The sequence below is a fragment of the Paenibacillus sp. P4_A9 genome (genome assembly GCF_056402415.1).
The window spans coordinates 1-15,781 of the sequence record NZ_JBFUHL010000089.1; the positions used below are offsets into that span (position 1 = coordinate 1).

Consider the following 15,781-nt stretch of genomic DNA (forward strand, 5'->3'; position numbering starts at 1 on the left):
TACTCAACCAAGTGGAGATGGCCATTAATGCAAAGAATATGAAATCTATTCAATATCCATTTATGCCCGAAGAAGGGATGATCGAACCCTCAGAGCTGAAGATTCATCAAGCTTCACATACCCGTTATTTTGAGGATTTCCTAATATATGTAGAATGATCAGTCGATGCCAGAAATTTTGCATAGTCAAGTACTCGGTCTCGTTCATCAGCTGCTTGAGAAGAAGGTGAGCGCTACGTCATTTTAATCGAAGGCGACTATTTACATTTTGAGAAAGGTGTTTCACCCATTGAATTGCTGCGTCCCGACGATTTACATGCGGTTATTGAGCGAATTACCCGAGAAGAAGAAGGCGAACGATAAAGGAAAAAAAAGAGGGTTCCCACACGTTTGAATTCCTTGTATAATAGGTAAGCTTTGCTGAATTGACAGTAGGTAAATTATGATTGGGTAGAAGGAGAAAGGGGTCAATGGCAGTGATTGTGGTTGGGGGAATGATCGGTCTTGGTAAGACATCTGTATCCACTTTACTTGGACAAGAACTAAATTCGAATGTTTTCTATGAGAGTGTCGATGATAATCMGATTTTACCGCTCTTTTACACAGCATCACATGAGGAAATCGAAAAGCATCGTTATCCTTTTTTGTTGCAGTTGCACTTTTTGAATACGAGATTTAAGGCCATTAAACAGGCATTAGTACATAATCGCAATGTACTGGATAGAAGTATTTATGAGGATTGGTACTTTGCGAAGGTGAATCGTGAGCTAGGACGAATTTCACAGCTGGAATTTGATGTTTATGAAGGCCTAGCTGACAATATGATGTCCGAGCTGGCGGAGCTTCCTAAGAAATCGCCGGATCTAATGGTATATTTGAAAGCTTCCTTCGATACCGTGATGCATCGCATCGGGCTTCGCGGACGCAGCTTTGAACAGGATCAATCGTTGGTCGATTATTATCGCCAACTATGGTCAGGCTACGATGACTGGGTCATGAATCACTATCATGCTTCTGATGTTTTAATCGTAGATATGGATCGTGTAGATGTCGTTAATCGCGCGGCAGATGCTGCCCAGTTGGTTGAAGATGTTCGAGCTAAGCTATCTGTTTTGGCAATAGTGTAGGTGCATTAAGCGAAACTTGTCGAAATGTCGAAAGACCCCCTCAAAGCTGAGGGGGTCTTTCGAATGTTATAGTAGAAAATCCAATCAAATGTTGTAAACCAAGAAAGCGAAGGTGATGAAATTGTTGTTTATCGTATGTTACAAAGGCAAGCCTATGAGTGCACCACTACCGAAATTAGCAGCAACAGAGAAAATGTTGAAGCTTAGTCGATCATTTGCCAATCTTGAACTCGTCGAAGTGCAACAACAATGGCAGACGGCTTCGAATATTTAGCATAACTAACTTAACCTTATAATAAACTCAACTCCTTAATCGATTGGATTAATGGAGTTTTTTGTGTTGTCCAATTGTGATAGAGTGGGGAGAATAATATTGCGCTTAGAAGGGTAGGTTGTACGAACCATGTTGTTGGAAGTAATCGCGACAACGCTGAAAGATGCAAAGCGTGCTGAGGCAGGTGGTGCAGATCGGATAGAACTCGTTGCTGATTTGAGACAGGGCGGTTTAACGCCCGAAATTGAGCTTATTAAACAAATAAGATCGACAGTTCATATACCTGTACACGTCATGATTCGGCCACATGCCCGTTCGTTTCACATGTCAGACGATGATGTTGCCTGTATGATCGAATCAATTCACAGTGCCGAACAAGCTGGTGCTAGCGCCCTAGTTTTCGGGACTTTAACACAAAAGGATGAGATTGATCGTCCTACGTTAGACGTTCTTATGAGGGCTACTTCATTGCCTATCACTTTCCATCGGGCATTTGATGATATAGAGCAGCAAGTTGAAGCATTACAGCTGCTCCTTACGTATAAACAAATTCGCTCCGTGCTTACCTCGGGCGGGGCGGCGAGTGCGCTGCAAGCTATTGAGCAAATTCGCATGCTAGCAGACATGACCCGAGGCAGCCATTTAAACATTTTGCCTGGCGGTGGACTTACACTTGACAGCATGGCCTCATTTGTCCAATCTACGGGTGTGACAAGTATACATCTGGGCACTGCAGTAAGAGAGAATAACAGTGTAGATGGAGCTGTTGAGGAAGCGAAAGTAAGGAAAGCGAGAGTAATCCTAGATGGGATTGACCAATCAAATCGTACAGGAGGTAACCCATGAACATTCTAATTCTTGGAGGCACCAAGTTTCTGGGGCGAGCCCTAACGGAAGCGGCTTTAACGAAGGGTCACGAAGTGACGTTATTTCATCGTGGGCTTCACGATGCACAAGCATTTCCGCAGGTCAGGCATATTCTGGGGGACCGGAATGTCGACTTGGCTAAACTGAATGAAGGTGAATGGGATGCGGTTATTGATACGAGCGGCTATCAGCCTGAGGCTGTAGCGGCATCAACAGAGATTCTTAAGCGTTGTGCGAAGCACTACACGTTTATTTCTACTGTTTCTGCGTACGCGAATTTAAAGCAGCTTCATCTGGATGAATCCGCCGCTGTGATGCGATTGGAGGATGCTGAAGATCCAGGGCAACGGTATGGTGCGCTGAAAGCTGAGTGTGAAGAGGTTGTTAAATCGGTATTTCCACAGGGTGCACTCATTATTCGTCCTGGTCTTATCGTGGGGCCCTATGACGCCTCGGATCGATTCACGTACTGGCCCGCTCGCTTGCAGCGAGGTGGTCATGTTCTAGTTCCAATGCCGAAAGAGCGCAAACTGCAATTCATTGATGTACGTGATCTTGCTGCTTGGACGTTGGATTTAATTGAGCAAGGAGTCACAGGGACGATTCATGCAAGCGGCAATGAGTATTCGATGGAAGAGGTTGTAGAAGCTTGTAGGTCAAAAGATAAAGAGACAAAACTTACATGGGTGTCGGAAGCGTTCTTGCTAGAACAAGAAGTAGGCGCGTGGATGGAACTTCCGCTCTGGTTACCCAGCGACAGTCTGATCGGCATGCTGCAGCTAAATAACGCGAAAGCGTTCAAATCGGGTTTAAAAACAAGGCCGCTCGCAGACACTGCAAGAGATACGCTGGCATGGGATCAAGATCGTGATCCTGAGGCTACTCGACTAGCTGGATTAAAACCAGAACGTGAGGAACAATTATTGCGGGATTGGGGAGTCCAAAAATAATTTAAGATTTGTCCAAACACGGGCGAATAGCTGGGGGAATCTGAATATACTGGAAGAGTAAAACTCTGAGAAAAAGAGGTGCTGTCTATGTACGATTCCACGGATATTCAAAAAAACAAAGGAATGGCCATTATTGCGTACATCTTGTTTTTCATCCCGTTAATTGCGGCGAAAGACTCCAAGTATGCGTGGTACCATGCCAATCAAGGGCTTACCTTATTTTTGGCATGGGTCATTGTCAATGTCGTGCTCGGCATTATCCCGTTCATAGGTTGGCTTCTACTGCCGTTAGCTAACTTGGCATTGGTCATTTTAGCAGTGTTGGGCATTGTTGCAGCGGCACAAGGTCAGGTCAAACCGCTTCCGTTTATCGGCAGCTACACACTTCTGAAGTAGAATGTACATAATAGTAAGGGCTGATCTTCGGTAGTTGAACTGCCGGAAGTCAGTCCTTATTTGTATTTCACCTTCAATGGGTAATTTTGGTTGGGATTGCTTTTTGCATTTTTGTCCAAATTTTGATCATCGTGTGAATAAAATATGAACAAACTTCTTGTTTTGTGGTATACTAGAAGCATACATGTACAAATAAGTCAGGAGTAGTGATGATAATGTCAAATAAAGCTGTGTCTGCAAATCCAGTTGAGCACATTGAACGTGATGTCATGCCTCTAGTGAAATTAATGACATTTTCCGCTTGGGCGTTGCTTGCTATTGGTTTAGTACTTAGCTTAGTAAGTATAGAAAGTTTTAGTGATACGAATACGACATTAATGGTTGGTATTGGTTTCATGGTGGGTAGTGTCTTCATTTATGTGATTCGCACCGCGATTCATTTGGTTCATTCACGCAATGTTTCTAAAGGTGAATGAGAACGAKGGTTCTAAGTAAATACTAAAAAAGCCTTTCAAGTCTAATACTTGGAAGGCTTTTTGCTGTTCATATTTTTCCAGCAGAGTCAACAAACGTTCTGTGACATTTGTTTTACAGTACAACGTCGATCTGTTGACGTATTTGTTAATATCTGTTTGTAGATGATGAACTTTAATAAGTAAGATGATATGTTGATAATAGTTAGTGACGTCGAATGGGAGGTAAGTAAAATGAAGAAGAGAAAGCTTAAACAAGCATCGTTGATCTTCATGATGGTCGCCATCATCGCAGTATTGTCAGGATGCAGTCAAGCTATGGTTTTGGATCCCAAGGGACCCGTGGKGGCTGAACTACGAGATTTAATCGTCATTACCACTGTGTTATGCGCCATTATCCTCGTACCTGTACTAGTCTTAACGGCTTGGATTGTATGGCGATATCGCGATAAAAAAGGAAATAAAGCTAAGTACGATCCGAATTGGTCTCATAGTACGAAATTGGAAACGATTTGGTGGGCCATTCCCATCATTATTATTGGAGCGATCGCTGTCATCACAGTGAAATACACGTACGCGACGGATCCTGCCAAACCATTAGAGTCTGAAAAAGAGCCAATTACGGTTCAAGTCACTTCACTTGATTGGAAATGGTTATTTACATATCCAGAGCAAGGGATTGCGACTGTTAATTATTTGCAAATCCCTGAGGATACGCCAATTAAGTTCGAATTAACGTCAGATGCACCAATGAATTCCTTCTGGATTCCACAGCTAGGCGGTCAAATCTATACCATGTCTGGCATGGCGATGACCCTGTATTTGCAAGCAGATGAAATCGGTCATTATTTTGGTACGGGGGCGAACTTCAGCGGCGAGCATTTTGCTGACATGACCTTTGATGTGAATGCAACGTCACGTGAGGATTTCGATTCCTTCATTGCCAAAACGAAAAAGGTTCCTACGAAATTAACAAAGGAAAGCTATGAGGAATTAGCTATGCCTGGCAAATCAGGCGTGAAATATTTCTCATCGATCCCAGATGGCCTTTTCGAGCAAATTGTGACGAAATACACGAAGGGTCAATCTGGACATAGCGGACATACTGCGAGTCAATCAGATACAACGGAGAAGAAAGATAACGCGATGAATCAAAGCGGCATGAACCATAGTGACATGGACCATAGTCAAATGCATGGTGCAAAGTAATCGTTTCAGATCAAAGTTTCACGAAAGGGAGATCATCTCATGTTCGATAAAATAAAAGATTTCGCATCCGAGTTTTTCGTTACAGGCGATCCGATGATTCTGGGGGCCCAAGTTAGTATCGGGCTCACTCTGGTGGCGATCGTATTCGTTCTGACCTTCTTCAGGAAATGGGGATGGCTTTGGCGCGAATGGTTAACCAGTGTTGATCATAAACGAATCGGGATCATGTATATCATTTGTTCGATTCTGATGCTGTTCCGCGGCGGTGTTGATGCGCTGCTGATGCGTGTACAGCTTGCTATGCCTGACAGTGAGTTCTTGCAGCCTGAACATTACAATCAAATTTTCACCACGCACGGCGTTATCATGATTTTGTTCATGGCGATGCCGCTGATGTTCGGATTGTTCAATATCGTTGTTCCGCTGCAAATCGGAGCGCGAGATGTCGCCTATCCGTTCTTAAATTCCCTTAGCTTCTGGATGTTCTTCTGGGGGGCGATGCTATTCAACGTATCCTTCATCATCGGAGGTTCACCAGATGCAGGTTGGTTAAGCTATCCGCCTTTATCTGAAATGTCGCATAGCCCTGGCGTTGGGGAGGATTTCTATATTTGGGGGATTCAAATTTCCGGGATCGGGAGTTTAGCAACGGGGATTAACTTTATTGTGACCATTTTGAAAATGCGTACACCTGGAATGAAATTGATGAGAATGCCAATGTTCACGTGGTCCGTATTTTCAAGTTGTATCATTATTATTTTTGCATTTCCCATCTTAACTGTCACACTTGCTTTGCTATTTCTAGATCGTTTCTTTGGTGCTCACTTCTTCACCTTAGACGGCGGTGGCAATCCGATGATGTATATCAATTTAATTTGGATGTGGGGTCACCCCGAAGTATATATTGTGGTCCTGCCCGCATTCGGTATTTACTCTGAAGTTGTATCAACCTTTGCGAAAAAAACGCTCTTCGGTTACAAATCCATGGTTTTCGCCATGTTGATAATTAGCTTATTTTCCTTCTTTACGTGGGCTCATCATTTCTTCACGATGGGGTCGGGTGCTGATGTGAACGCGTTCTTCGCGGTAAGTACAATGCTCATTGCCATACCGACAGGTGTCAAGGTGTTTAACTGGTTGTTCACAATGTTCAGGGGTAAAATTAAATTCACGACTCCGATGTTATGGACCATCGCGTTCATCCCTTGCTTCGTAGTTGGGGGGATGACGGGTGTGCTGCTATCTGTAGCTCCTGCTGATTTCCAATTCCATAACAGCTATTTCTTAATTGCGCATTTCCATCAGGTCTTGATCGGTGGGGTAGCCTTCGGTTACTTTGCGGGACTTTACTACTGGTGGCCGAAGATGTTCGGCTTTAAGCTCAATGAGCATCTGGGTAAATGGGCATTCTGGCTGTGGAACATCGGTTTCTACGTTTGTTTCATGCCGCAATATTTCCTTGGTCTGGACGGGATGACTCGTCGTACCTATACGTATAGCTGGGATATGGGATGGGGGCCGTTAAACGTCGTTTCTACCGTCGGCGGCTTCTTGATGGGATTAGCCTTTCTGTTCCAAGTGTGGCAAATTGCACACTCCATCAAGTTCCTAAAGGAGCACAAAGTGACGGGTGATCCGTGGGATGGGCGTACGTTGGAATGGTCGATTCCTTCACCAGCGCCAATTTATAACTTTGCCGTGCTGCCGAAAGCAGAAGTGGCTGATGTCTGGTGGGAAGAGAAGCAAGGTACGGTTAAGAAACAACCCGTCCCTGCAAAGTATGAACCGATTCATATGCCTAAGAATTCAGGAATCCCATTCATCATTTCGGCCATGTGGTTCTTCGCAGGCTTCGGTTTCGTATGGAACTGGATGTGGCTGACGATTCCGGCCCTGATCGGTGTTGCCCTTTGTATGTGGGCTCGTTCCTTCAGCTACGATACGGATTACTATATTCCAGCGGATGAAGTGAAAGCGACAGAAGACGCTTGGAGAGGAGTGAAGGGATAATGGCACACGCGGTTTCGCATGCTGGGCATCATCACGATCACGATCATGAACATGAACAACATGAGTCAATGAAGACGTTCGGATTCTGGATATTTCTGATCACGGACTGTATCTTATTCGGGTCGCTGTTTGCGACCTATATGGTCCTTCATCAAAATACCAATGGAGGACCAACGGCTGAAGAGTTATTCAAAATGCCAGGTATCATCGCGGAGACATTCATCTTGCTAACAAGCAGCTTTACGAGCGGTTTGGCCGTGCTTGGCATGCACAAAGGGAATATGAAGCAATTGATCGGTTGGTTGATTGTAACTGTGCTTCTTGGGGCTTCTTTCATTGGCCTAGAACTCGCAGAATTTATTAACATGGTTAATCATGAGGGCGCAACGATTAGCACAAGTGCCTTTCTATCTGCCTTCTTCACGTTGGTAGGTACTCACGGATTGCATGTCTCCGTTGGTTTAATCTGGATGATCGGTATCATCTTGCAATTGAAACGCCGCGGAATTACAACGGTAACGAAACGTAAAGTCGCGGTCATTTCACTCTACTGGCATTTTCTTGATGTCGTTTGGATCTTTGTATTTTCGGTCGTCTATCTCATGGGGGTGATGTAAGTGAGTCAACCACATACAGGTTCACCTAACAATCACGAGTCTCACGGATCATTGAAATCGTATATCATCGGTTTTGCGCTTTCGATCATTTTGACCATAATTCCACTAGTAGCCGTTATGAATCATATGCTTGGCAAAACGGGGACATTGGTTTTGATTTTGCTCATGGCCGTACTGCAATTTGGTGTGCAATTGTTCTTCTTCATGCATGTCAAAGAGGGCGAGAATGCTCGGTGGAATATCATGGCACTAATCTTTGGGCTTGTTATTCTATTGACTATCGTTGCCGGTTCTATTTGGATTATGACCTATAATACAGTAGCTCATTAAGTGTTTAATATCACTAATTAATTGACGTTCTTGACCTATTCAAGTATAGGGCAGAGAACGTCTTTTTTAGTTGACTGACAAATAGCTCGTAAAGGAGCCATATTACTCCTCTTAATGTAGCAGTTCATATATACGAACTAATAAATATTGAAAACGTCTACAAATCTTTGATATTGCCTTCTATAATGAAGTTAACAATCCATTGTTCATATCCTCGAAATGATCCAAATCCTTTTACTTCGAAGGAGGAGTATTGTAGTGAAGGTGGTTAAATCGGCTTACCGCGCTTTAGATGCGCTTGAGCGATTGGCAGCGTCACCAGATGGTCTTACATTTACGGAACTGATGACACAGATGAGACTCGCGAAGAGCACTGCGCATGAATTATTGCACACACTTCATAGTCGCAAATATGTACAGTACCATCCAAACAAGAAGACGTATACGGTCGGATCAAAGGTGTTGAGACTCGGTGTTCAATATTTGCAGCATTCGCCTGAAATAGAAAAAGCGGTGAATTGGTTTCGCCCTCTCGTTTCGAATTATCGCGGAACGATGAGGCTTGGTGTACGTTCCGGAGAACACATCATGATCATACTTGAAGAATCTGAGGCTCCATCCATGAAGTCACATCGCAGTGTCGGGACTGAGATACCCTTGTTTTCCACTTCAATGGGAAGAGCCATGCTATGCCGTTCTTCAGAAGCGGAGATTCAGCAGGCCTGGCAGTCAAGTCAGCATGCGGCTGAACGAAGCTCCGTCGGGCACCAGGCGTTTCTATGGGAGCTGCAGGAGGTGCGTAATTTCGGTTTCTCCTTAGAAGTCCAAGGGAAGGAAGACAAAGACTTTACCATGTCTATCCCGATCTACAATGATGCGAATGATATTACTTTGGCCCTTTCTATTTCTTTCGAAAAAGGTGCAGAAACTTATTCGAGGTTTAAAGAAATTGGGTTCGCGGTATTTGATTTATGTCGCAAAATGAATCCTGCTTTTTTCAATGAGAATGCAGATATAGAGGGCAAAGGTATTTATGTGAGTCTGCCGAATTTCAGCTCGCAGAAAGCTCTGGAATACTTACAAACCTTCGATCACGAGCTTCAAGCCTCATCCATGACATGGCTGCCAACCCATGCGCACGATAATGAGTGGAAGCAGCAATTGTGCCTGGAGCTTGTATTGGATCGTTTAAGACCTGCTGGCGTTGTGATTTGTCCAGTGAATGCTGTTACAGCCGATCCACTCTTTCGCGCCGCCTCTTGGGCTGGTGTTCCAGCGATCTGCTTCCAGCGTCCTTGCCGCAGTCGATTCGTCGACTATTTCGTTGGCAGTGACGGATATGAGCAAGGCATGATGCAGATGGAATATGTGGCGAAGCGGTTAAAAGGAAGGGGGCGCGTCCTGCTATTGGAGGGCGATCCCTACAATGATAACGCTAGATCCATGTCCATTGGTCATGAAGCTGTGCTCAAGAACTATACGAATATGACCTTAGTCGCTTCGATTCCTGTCCTGCTATGGAGCAAGGAAGAATCTCGACAAATTATTGCCGAGACGATCGCAGCCGGCAAGCCGTTTGATGCGGTAATAGCCGGCTGCGACCAAATGGCGGAAGGCGTTATCGAAGAGCTGCAGCAGCACAAGATGGCAGGGAAAGTAATCGTCGTCGGTGCCGATGGCGACATGTCCGCGGTTCAATTGATCAAGCTCCGGAAGCAGCACGCCACCGTATTCCAATGGCCGAAGGAGGCAGCCAAAGCAGCCATCGGAGCTGCCGTAGCGCTTAGTAAAGGAGTAAGCATCAATGAATTTGAACGAAGGCGGTTATGGGGCGACTTTCCAGGAAAGGAATTACAAGTGCTCGCCATTCCATCTACGTTCTATGATGCTTCAAACATTGCGGAATTGGAGAACTATTGGAAGACCGCAGCAGTGTGGATGGAAATCAGTTGATAAACAAGGGGGTCATATGATCATGCTTCCTGACTATTCCTATTTGCAATGGAAACCAGAGGGCAAAGTTATGCTAGTGACCATTGAACGTGAACAAAAGCTGAATGCGATGAACAGCTCAATGATGGCGGAGCTGACGGATTGCTTTAGGCGCATTCACGAGTTAAGGGAGATTCGTGCTGTCGTTTTGACCGGTTCAGGCAAAGCTTTCATGGCTGGGGCTGACATTGATGGATATAACGGTTTCGAGATGGGACAGTTTTTGGCCTTTCAGGATAAAGGCCGCGACATGTACCGAGCGATCGAGATGTGCTCTAAACCTGTAATTGCTGCAGTAAACGGCTATGCGCTAGGCGGCGGCTTTGAGCTTTCGCTGGCCTGTGATCTTATAATCGCTTCGAATAGAGCCAAGTTCGGCTTGCCTGAAGTGAAGCTGGGACTCATCCCAGGAGGCGGCGGTGTTCAGAAATTATTACGTCTGGCAGGGCCGTATGCAGCCAAAGAAATCATGATGACAGGAAGGTTCCTTTCAGCGGAAGAAGGCATGAGACTGCAGTTCATTCATGCAGTAATGGAGCCTGATCAACTTCTTGGGGCAGCACTTGAGCTTGCACGAACAATTGCCGAGCAGGCTCCGCTAGCCGTTCAAGGCCTTAAGAAGCTTCTAAACGAAGGCAGGGACGCAAGTCTTGAAACGGCGCAAGCCTACGACCGATCCTACTTGGCGAATCTGTTTTACAGCCAAGATGCCAAGGAGGGCATTGCCGCCTTCACCCAGAAACGTGCACCTCAGTTTTTTGGTAAATAACTTGGATGAGGAGGATGAATCAGATGGAAAAAGCGTTGGCAGGAATTAAGGTGCTTGACTTTACCCATCTTCTGCAAGGACCATTCGCGACGCAAATGCTAGGTGATCTTGGGGCGGACGTGATCAAGATCGAGCGAAAAGGAAGCGGCGATGGTTACAGGCAGTGGACGTTTTTGGAGCAGTGGATTGGCGGCACGGAGTCGCCCTGCTATTTGGCCTTTAACCGAAATAAACGATCGTTAGCGCTGAATCTCAAATCCGAAGAAGCAAAAGAAGCAATCTATAAGCTGGTCCTAGAGAGCGACATCGTTCTCGAAAATTTTCGTCCTGGCGTGATGGCGAAGCTCGGCTTCGGTTATGAGGATCTCAAACGAATCAATCCGCGGATTATCTATTGTTCGAGCACGGGCTACGGTCAAGACGGTCCCTATGTTAACCGTCCAGGGCAGGATTTGATGATCCAATCCTTAAGCGGCTTAATTACACTGACAGGACGTAAAGACGCTCCTCCCACACCTCTCGGAACGGGGATAGCTGATCAACTGGGGGCGTACAACATCATCTATGGACTGCTGTCCGCCTTATATTACCGCGAGAAAACAGGCAAAGGACAGAAGCTCGAAGTCAATCTGCTGCAATGCTTGCTTACACACCAGCTGCAGGAATTCGCGGTTACTCTCAACACAGGCAAGCTGTTCGAACGCCCTATGTCTGGGATCGCCCATCCTGGTCAGCGTGCACCATTCGGCATCTACCAGACGTCGGACGGTTACATGTGCATATCGGTTAATCCGATTTCGGTGCTCGCAGAGGTGATCGGTGATGCAGGTCTTAATGAGTATGACGATCCACAGGTGTTATACGATAAACGGGATGAGATCTTCTACCGAATACAAGCTAGTATCGTGATGAAGTCTACATCTTATTGGATTGAACGGATGCTAGAGCGCGATATGTGGGTTTCGGAGGTGAAGAATCATTTGGAGGTGGAGCACGACCCTCAGGTCGTTCACTTGGAGGCCATTACAACGTATCAGCATCCAACGGCAGGTGAAGTTCGTACTGTGGGGATTCCCGTCAAGTTCAGCGAGACACCCGGAGAGATCCTGCGTCATCCACCCCTTGTCGGTGAACATAACGAGGAAATTCTAGGAGAGCTAGGCTATTCAGACGCCGCGATTAAAGAAATGAAGAAGAGCGGAGTTATATAGATGATTACCTTAAGAGGAATGACATGGAACCACGTTCGCGGTTACGGACCGCTTCTGGCGACTACAGAGCAATTCGGGACCCTATATCCGGACATTGAAATCAAATGGGATCGACGATCCTTGAAGGATTTCGGGGATTTTTCCGTGGAAGCGCTTGCGCGAAGTTACGATATCATCATGATTGATCATCCGCATGTCGACATTGCATCACGTCAAGGCGTACTTACACCACTTGATGATTGGATTCCAGCAGTTTATTTGAACGAGCAACGGATGAATTCGATCGGCCAGAGCTATCAAAGCTACGAATGGAACGGACATCAATGGGCACTACCTGTGGATGCCGCAGCACAAGTAGCCGCCTATCGTCCGGATTTGCTGGATAGTGCCATGGTGCCACGAACTTGGGAGCAAGTATACGCTCTAACTGAGAGACTTTCCAATACGCAAAAGATAGGCTGGCCCCTGTGTCCTACGGACACAATGTGCAGCTTCTTATCGCTGTGCGCGAATATAGGCAGTCATCGTTTTTTCGACGAAGAAACTGGCATTTCGACTTCGGTTGGCGAAGCTGCGTTGAAGATCATGCTCAATCTGCTGCCAAAGCTGCACGAATCCTCGCTTTTCTCTAATCCGATCCAAATGTATGACCTGATGGTGTCTACCGACTCGATCGTTTATTTGCCATTAGCCTTTGGATATTCCAACTATTCCAGACTGGGCTTCGCGGAGAGACAGCTGAGGTTTACCAATATTCCATCAACAACAAATGTGCCTGAAGGCAGTTTGCTTGGGGGGGCAGGAATGGCTATTTCGGCATTATCCAAACACATTCCAATTGCGGTCCAGTTTGCGATGTTCACGGCCAGTCCAGACATCCAGAGATCCGTCTATGTTGAAGGAGGCGGTCAACCAGGTCACGCTTCGGTATGGAGGGATCAAGCAGTGAACCACAACACAAATGGCTTCTTCGAGCAAACGCTTCAGACGCTTGAACGAAGCTACATGAGGCCGCGAAACAAATTGTTCCCCGCTTTCCAAGAACAGGGAGGAGAGCTGTTGCATGCAGCTCTGCGGCAATTCAAGAAGAAGGAAAAGATTTCGGTGTCTGATACCGTAGTTAGTCTGAATCGATTGTACACAGAAAGGGTTTGAAATCAGCATGCGCATACTCAGCATCAAAACCAGTATCACACTGAAATTTTCCCTGTTGTTTATCGCTTGTCTGACCATTGTTATACTTCTAACTTACCAAGGTGTAGTTAAAATTGTAGAAGAGATCGCTACGAGCTACATCTTGGAAATTATCGAACTTCAAAATAACAAGCTGGAGGAGCTTGCCGATAAAGTGGAGGACTGCGCCTCCGTCGTACTCAGCAATTCCGAGCTTCAGATACTGTTAAATCAAGCGGAAAGCGGAAGTGTGCTGAAGTTGAGCGAACGGGAATTAATAGGCCATCTCATAGAAACCTCCACCCAGCAGGATCCATACCTATCGGCTGCACAAGTGTACTCCCCAACATACGGGTACTATGGCTTCAATAACAGCAAGCTTCAACAGCTTGAGATCATGCAGTTGGCTTTTCTAGATCCGAATATTAAAAGCCAGTTGAGCGACCGAATGCTGTGGATTGACACGAAAAAGGATGGGGAGGCAAAACCGTATATCATCGGCATTCGCACCATTCCCAACTTTATCAAACATGAACGACCACTCGGATATTTCATGGCGCTCTTAGATTATCGATCAATTGAAAACGATTTCAAAAAATACAATTTAGGTGAGGGAAGTAAAATCTTTTTAATCAACGAAGAAGGCTCTCCGTTCCTCAGCAATTCCGATACAGCCAACTATGGGAAACACTTCTTGGCGGAACTGCTCCAGGGTCAAGACGGACAGAAAAGCGGGCATTTTACAAGAAACATTGACGGTGTTAAATCCTTGATAACCTTCCAGACTTCCACAAAGACCAAATGGACCTCCGTTGTTATCCTTCCCTTCTCTAGTATTACAAAAGGGATTTCTACGATAAGGGACATCATTATCTTCATCGGTATTGCGGCAGTTACGCTTATCTTTATTACAGCTGAGCTATTATCGACTAGCATCACCAAACCCATTCGGAACATTCAGCAAACAATGAAGCAAGTGGAGAAAGGGGATTTAAGCGCTAAACTGCCCCCGACTCGTATTCGGGAAATCAATGAATTAAGCAGCTCGTTCAATCGCATGATTGTAAAGTTGAACCTTCTCATTCATGAAGTTTACGAGGGGGAGCTTAGACAGCAAGCGGCAGAGTTAAAGGCGCTTCAAGCGCATATTAATCCCCACTTTCTCTATAATACGCTGGACTCATTCTATTGGATGTTAGTTATCAGAGGGCAAGATGAGGTGGCTAAGGTGGTTGTTTCCTTATCCAATCTGTTTCGCTATTCCATTGGAGGAGCGGATGAGGCTGTTACGCTGAAATATGAATTGGAGCATGTGAACAATTACTTGAATATTCAACAAATTCGCTTCGAGAATCTTGAGGTTGAATTCGATATAGACGAACAAATTGAACATGTAAGGGTTCAGAAATTATTGCTTCAGCCTCTAGTTGAGAATGCCATCTATCACGGGTTGGAAGCAAAGGCAGAGGGGAAAAAGCTGATCATTCAAGCCAAGCAAATGGAGGAGCATGTGCTGATCAGCATTCAAGATAATGGCATCGGAATCGAGGCAGGCATGCTGGATAGCCTTCGTATCCAAATGAAACATGCCAATTACTCAAACCTGAAACGTAAGACAGGGACAGGGACAGGGATCGGCATTGAAAATGTAGACCGTAGAATTAAGCTTTGTTACGGTGAGACGTATGGCATAGAGATTGATAGTATCCCCGCGCAAGGTACAGTGGTCAAGATTCGGATTCCGCTAAATAGTGAGGGGGGAACAGCATGAATATCCTTCTGGTTGATGATGAGGTATTGGTGACCAGGGGGTTAGCCATGCAATTGAATCGATTGAAGCCGCAATGGCATATCGTTGGAATGGCCTCCAATGGGGAAACCGCTATGGAGCTGATTCAGCAAGCTGATGTCGACATCATGGTGACAGACATTCGAATGCCCCGCATGGACGGTCTAGAGCTTTCAAGACAAGCCTTAGAGTTGAAGCCTTTGCTGAAGATCATAGTTTTAACTGGATTCGCTGAGTTTGAATATGCGAGAACCGCGCTCCGATACGGCGTTCAGGACTTTCTGCTTAAACCCGTTGAGTACACGGCACTTACAGAACTGCTTGAACGGATAGAAACCTCCATTTCCGGCAGCTGCGGACCAAACTGTCCGATTGAAAGGTCCATTCAATTTATCGAGAAAAATTATTTCTCACCAACCCTTTCCTTAATAGAAGTGGCGGATTTCGTCCAATTGACCCCGCAGTATTTCAGTCGTTTTTTTAAACAAAAGACAGGGGAGCTATTTATTCATTTCATAACACAAATCCGGATTAGGGAAGCCAAGCGCCTGCTGGAGAAGAATACAAGCATTAAAATGTATGAAATCGGTGAGGC

General features: G+C 45.5%; 15 protein-coding genes and 1 pseudogene. All 16 read left to right on the forward strand.

What is annotated here, in order from left to right:
* Nucleotides 1–362, forward strand: a pseudogene (locus AC1DVJ_RS27680) (DUF3900 domain-containing protein); the annotation flags it as partial.
* A 107-nt stretch (nt 363–469) separates the two neighbouring features.
* Entirely contained in the window at nt 470–1,126 is a 657-nt protein-coding gene (locus AC1DVJ_RS27685; RefSeq protein WP_477595514.1) for a deoxynucleoside kinase, read from the forward strand.
* Between the two features lie 403 nt (nt 1,127–1,529).
* Complete coding sequence (locus tag AC1DVJ_RS27690; RefSeq protein WP_477595516.1) at nt 1,530–2,246, forward strand: copper homeostasis protein CutC; 717 nt, start codon at nt 1,530–1,532, stop codon at nt 2,244–2,246.
* Nucleotides 2,243–3,217, forward strand: a complete 975-nt coding sequence (locus AC1DVJ_RS27695) for an NAD-dependent epimerase/dehydratase family protein (RefSeq protein ID WP_477595518.1) — start codon at nt 2,243–2,245, stop codon at nt 3,215–3,217. Before AC1DVJ_RS27690 ends, AC1DVJ_RS27695 begins: the two co-directional genes overlap by 4 nt.
* Before the next feature lie 87 nt (nt 3,218–3,304).
* On the forward strand, nt 3,305–3,613 hold the full coding sequence (locus tag AC1DVJ_RS27700; RefSeq protein WP_477595520.1) for a magnetosome magnetite crystal formation protein family: 309 nt from the start codon (nt 3,305–3,307) through the stop codon (nt 3,611–3,613).
* 209 nt (nt 3,614–3,822) lie between these two features.
* A complete protein-coding gene (locus AC1DVJ_RS27705) occupies nt 3,823–4,089 on the forward strand; it encodes a hypothetical protein (RefSeq protein WP_477595522.1) in 267 nt (88 codons plus the stop codon).
* A gap of 231 nt (nt 4,090–4,320) precedes the next feature.
* Entirely contained in the window at nt 4,321–5,295 is a 975-nt protein-coding gene (gene cyoA / locus AC1DVJ_RS27710) for a ubiquinol oxidase subunit II (RefSeq protein ID WP_477595524.1), read from the forward strand.
* Nucleotides 5,296–5,334: 39 nt separating this feature from the next.
* Entirely contained in the window at nt 5,335–7,305 is a 1,971-nt protein-coding gene (locus AC1DVJ_RS27715; protein ID WP_477595526.1) for a cbb3-type cytochrome c oxidase subunit I, read from the forward strand.
* Nucleotides 7,305–7,922, forward strand: a complete 618-nt coding sequence (gene cyoC, locus AC1DVJ_RS27720; protein WP_477595528.1) for a cytochrome o ubiquinol oxidase subunit III — start codon at nt 7,305–7,307, stop codon at nt 7,920–7,922. Before AC1DVJ_RS27715 ends, cyoC begins: the two co-directional genes overlap by 1 nt.
* A complete protein-coding gene (gene cyoD / locus AC1DVJ_RS27725) occupies nt 7,923–8,252 on the forward strand; it encodes a cytochrome o ubiquinol oxidase subunit IV (protein ID WP_477595530.1) in 330 nt (109 codons plus the stop codon).
* Between the two features lie 258 nt (nt 8,253–8,510).
* On the forward strand, nt 8,511–10,205 hold the full coding sequence (locus tag AC1DVJ_RS27730; protein ID WP_477595532.1) for a substrate-binding domain-containing protein: 1,695 nt from the start codon (nt 8,511–8,513) through the stop codon (nt 10,203–10,205).
* Nucleotides 10,206–10,227: 22 nt separating this feature from the next.
* Entirely contained in the window at nt 10,228–11,013 is a 786-nt protein-coding gene (locus tag AC1DVJ_RS27735) for an enoyl-CoA hydratase/isomerase family protein (RefSeq protein WP_477595534.1), read from the forward strand.
* A 23-nt stretch (nt 11,014–11,036) separates the two neighbouring features.
* Entirely contained in the window at nt 11,037–12,224 is a 1,188-nt protein-coding gene (locus AC1DVJ_RS27740) for a CaiB/BaiF CoA transferase family protein (protein WP_477595536.1), read from the forward strand.
* Nucleotides 12,225–12,242: 18 nt separating this feature from the next.
* The gene (locus AC1DVJ_RS27745) at nt 12,243–13,379 is read left to right on the forward strand and encodes an ABC transporter substrate-binding protein (RefSeq protein WP_477595538.1); all 1,137 of its coding nucleotides are present in this window, start codon (nt 12,243–12,245) and stop codon (nt 13,377–13,379) included.
* 7 nt (nt 13,380–13,386) lie between these two features.
* A complete protein-coding gene (locus tag AC1DVJ_RS27750; RefSeq protein WP_477595540.1) occupies nt 13,387–15,168 on the forward strand; it encodes a sensor histidine kinase in 1,782 nt (593 codons plus the stop codon).
* A partial coding sequence (locus AC1DVJ_RS27755) for a response regulator (RefSeq protein WP_477595542.1) occupies nt 15,165–15,781 on the forward strand: 617 nt, incomplete at its 3' end. The genes AC1DVJ_RS27750 and AC1DVJ_RS27755, both read left to right, overlap by 4 nt.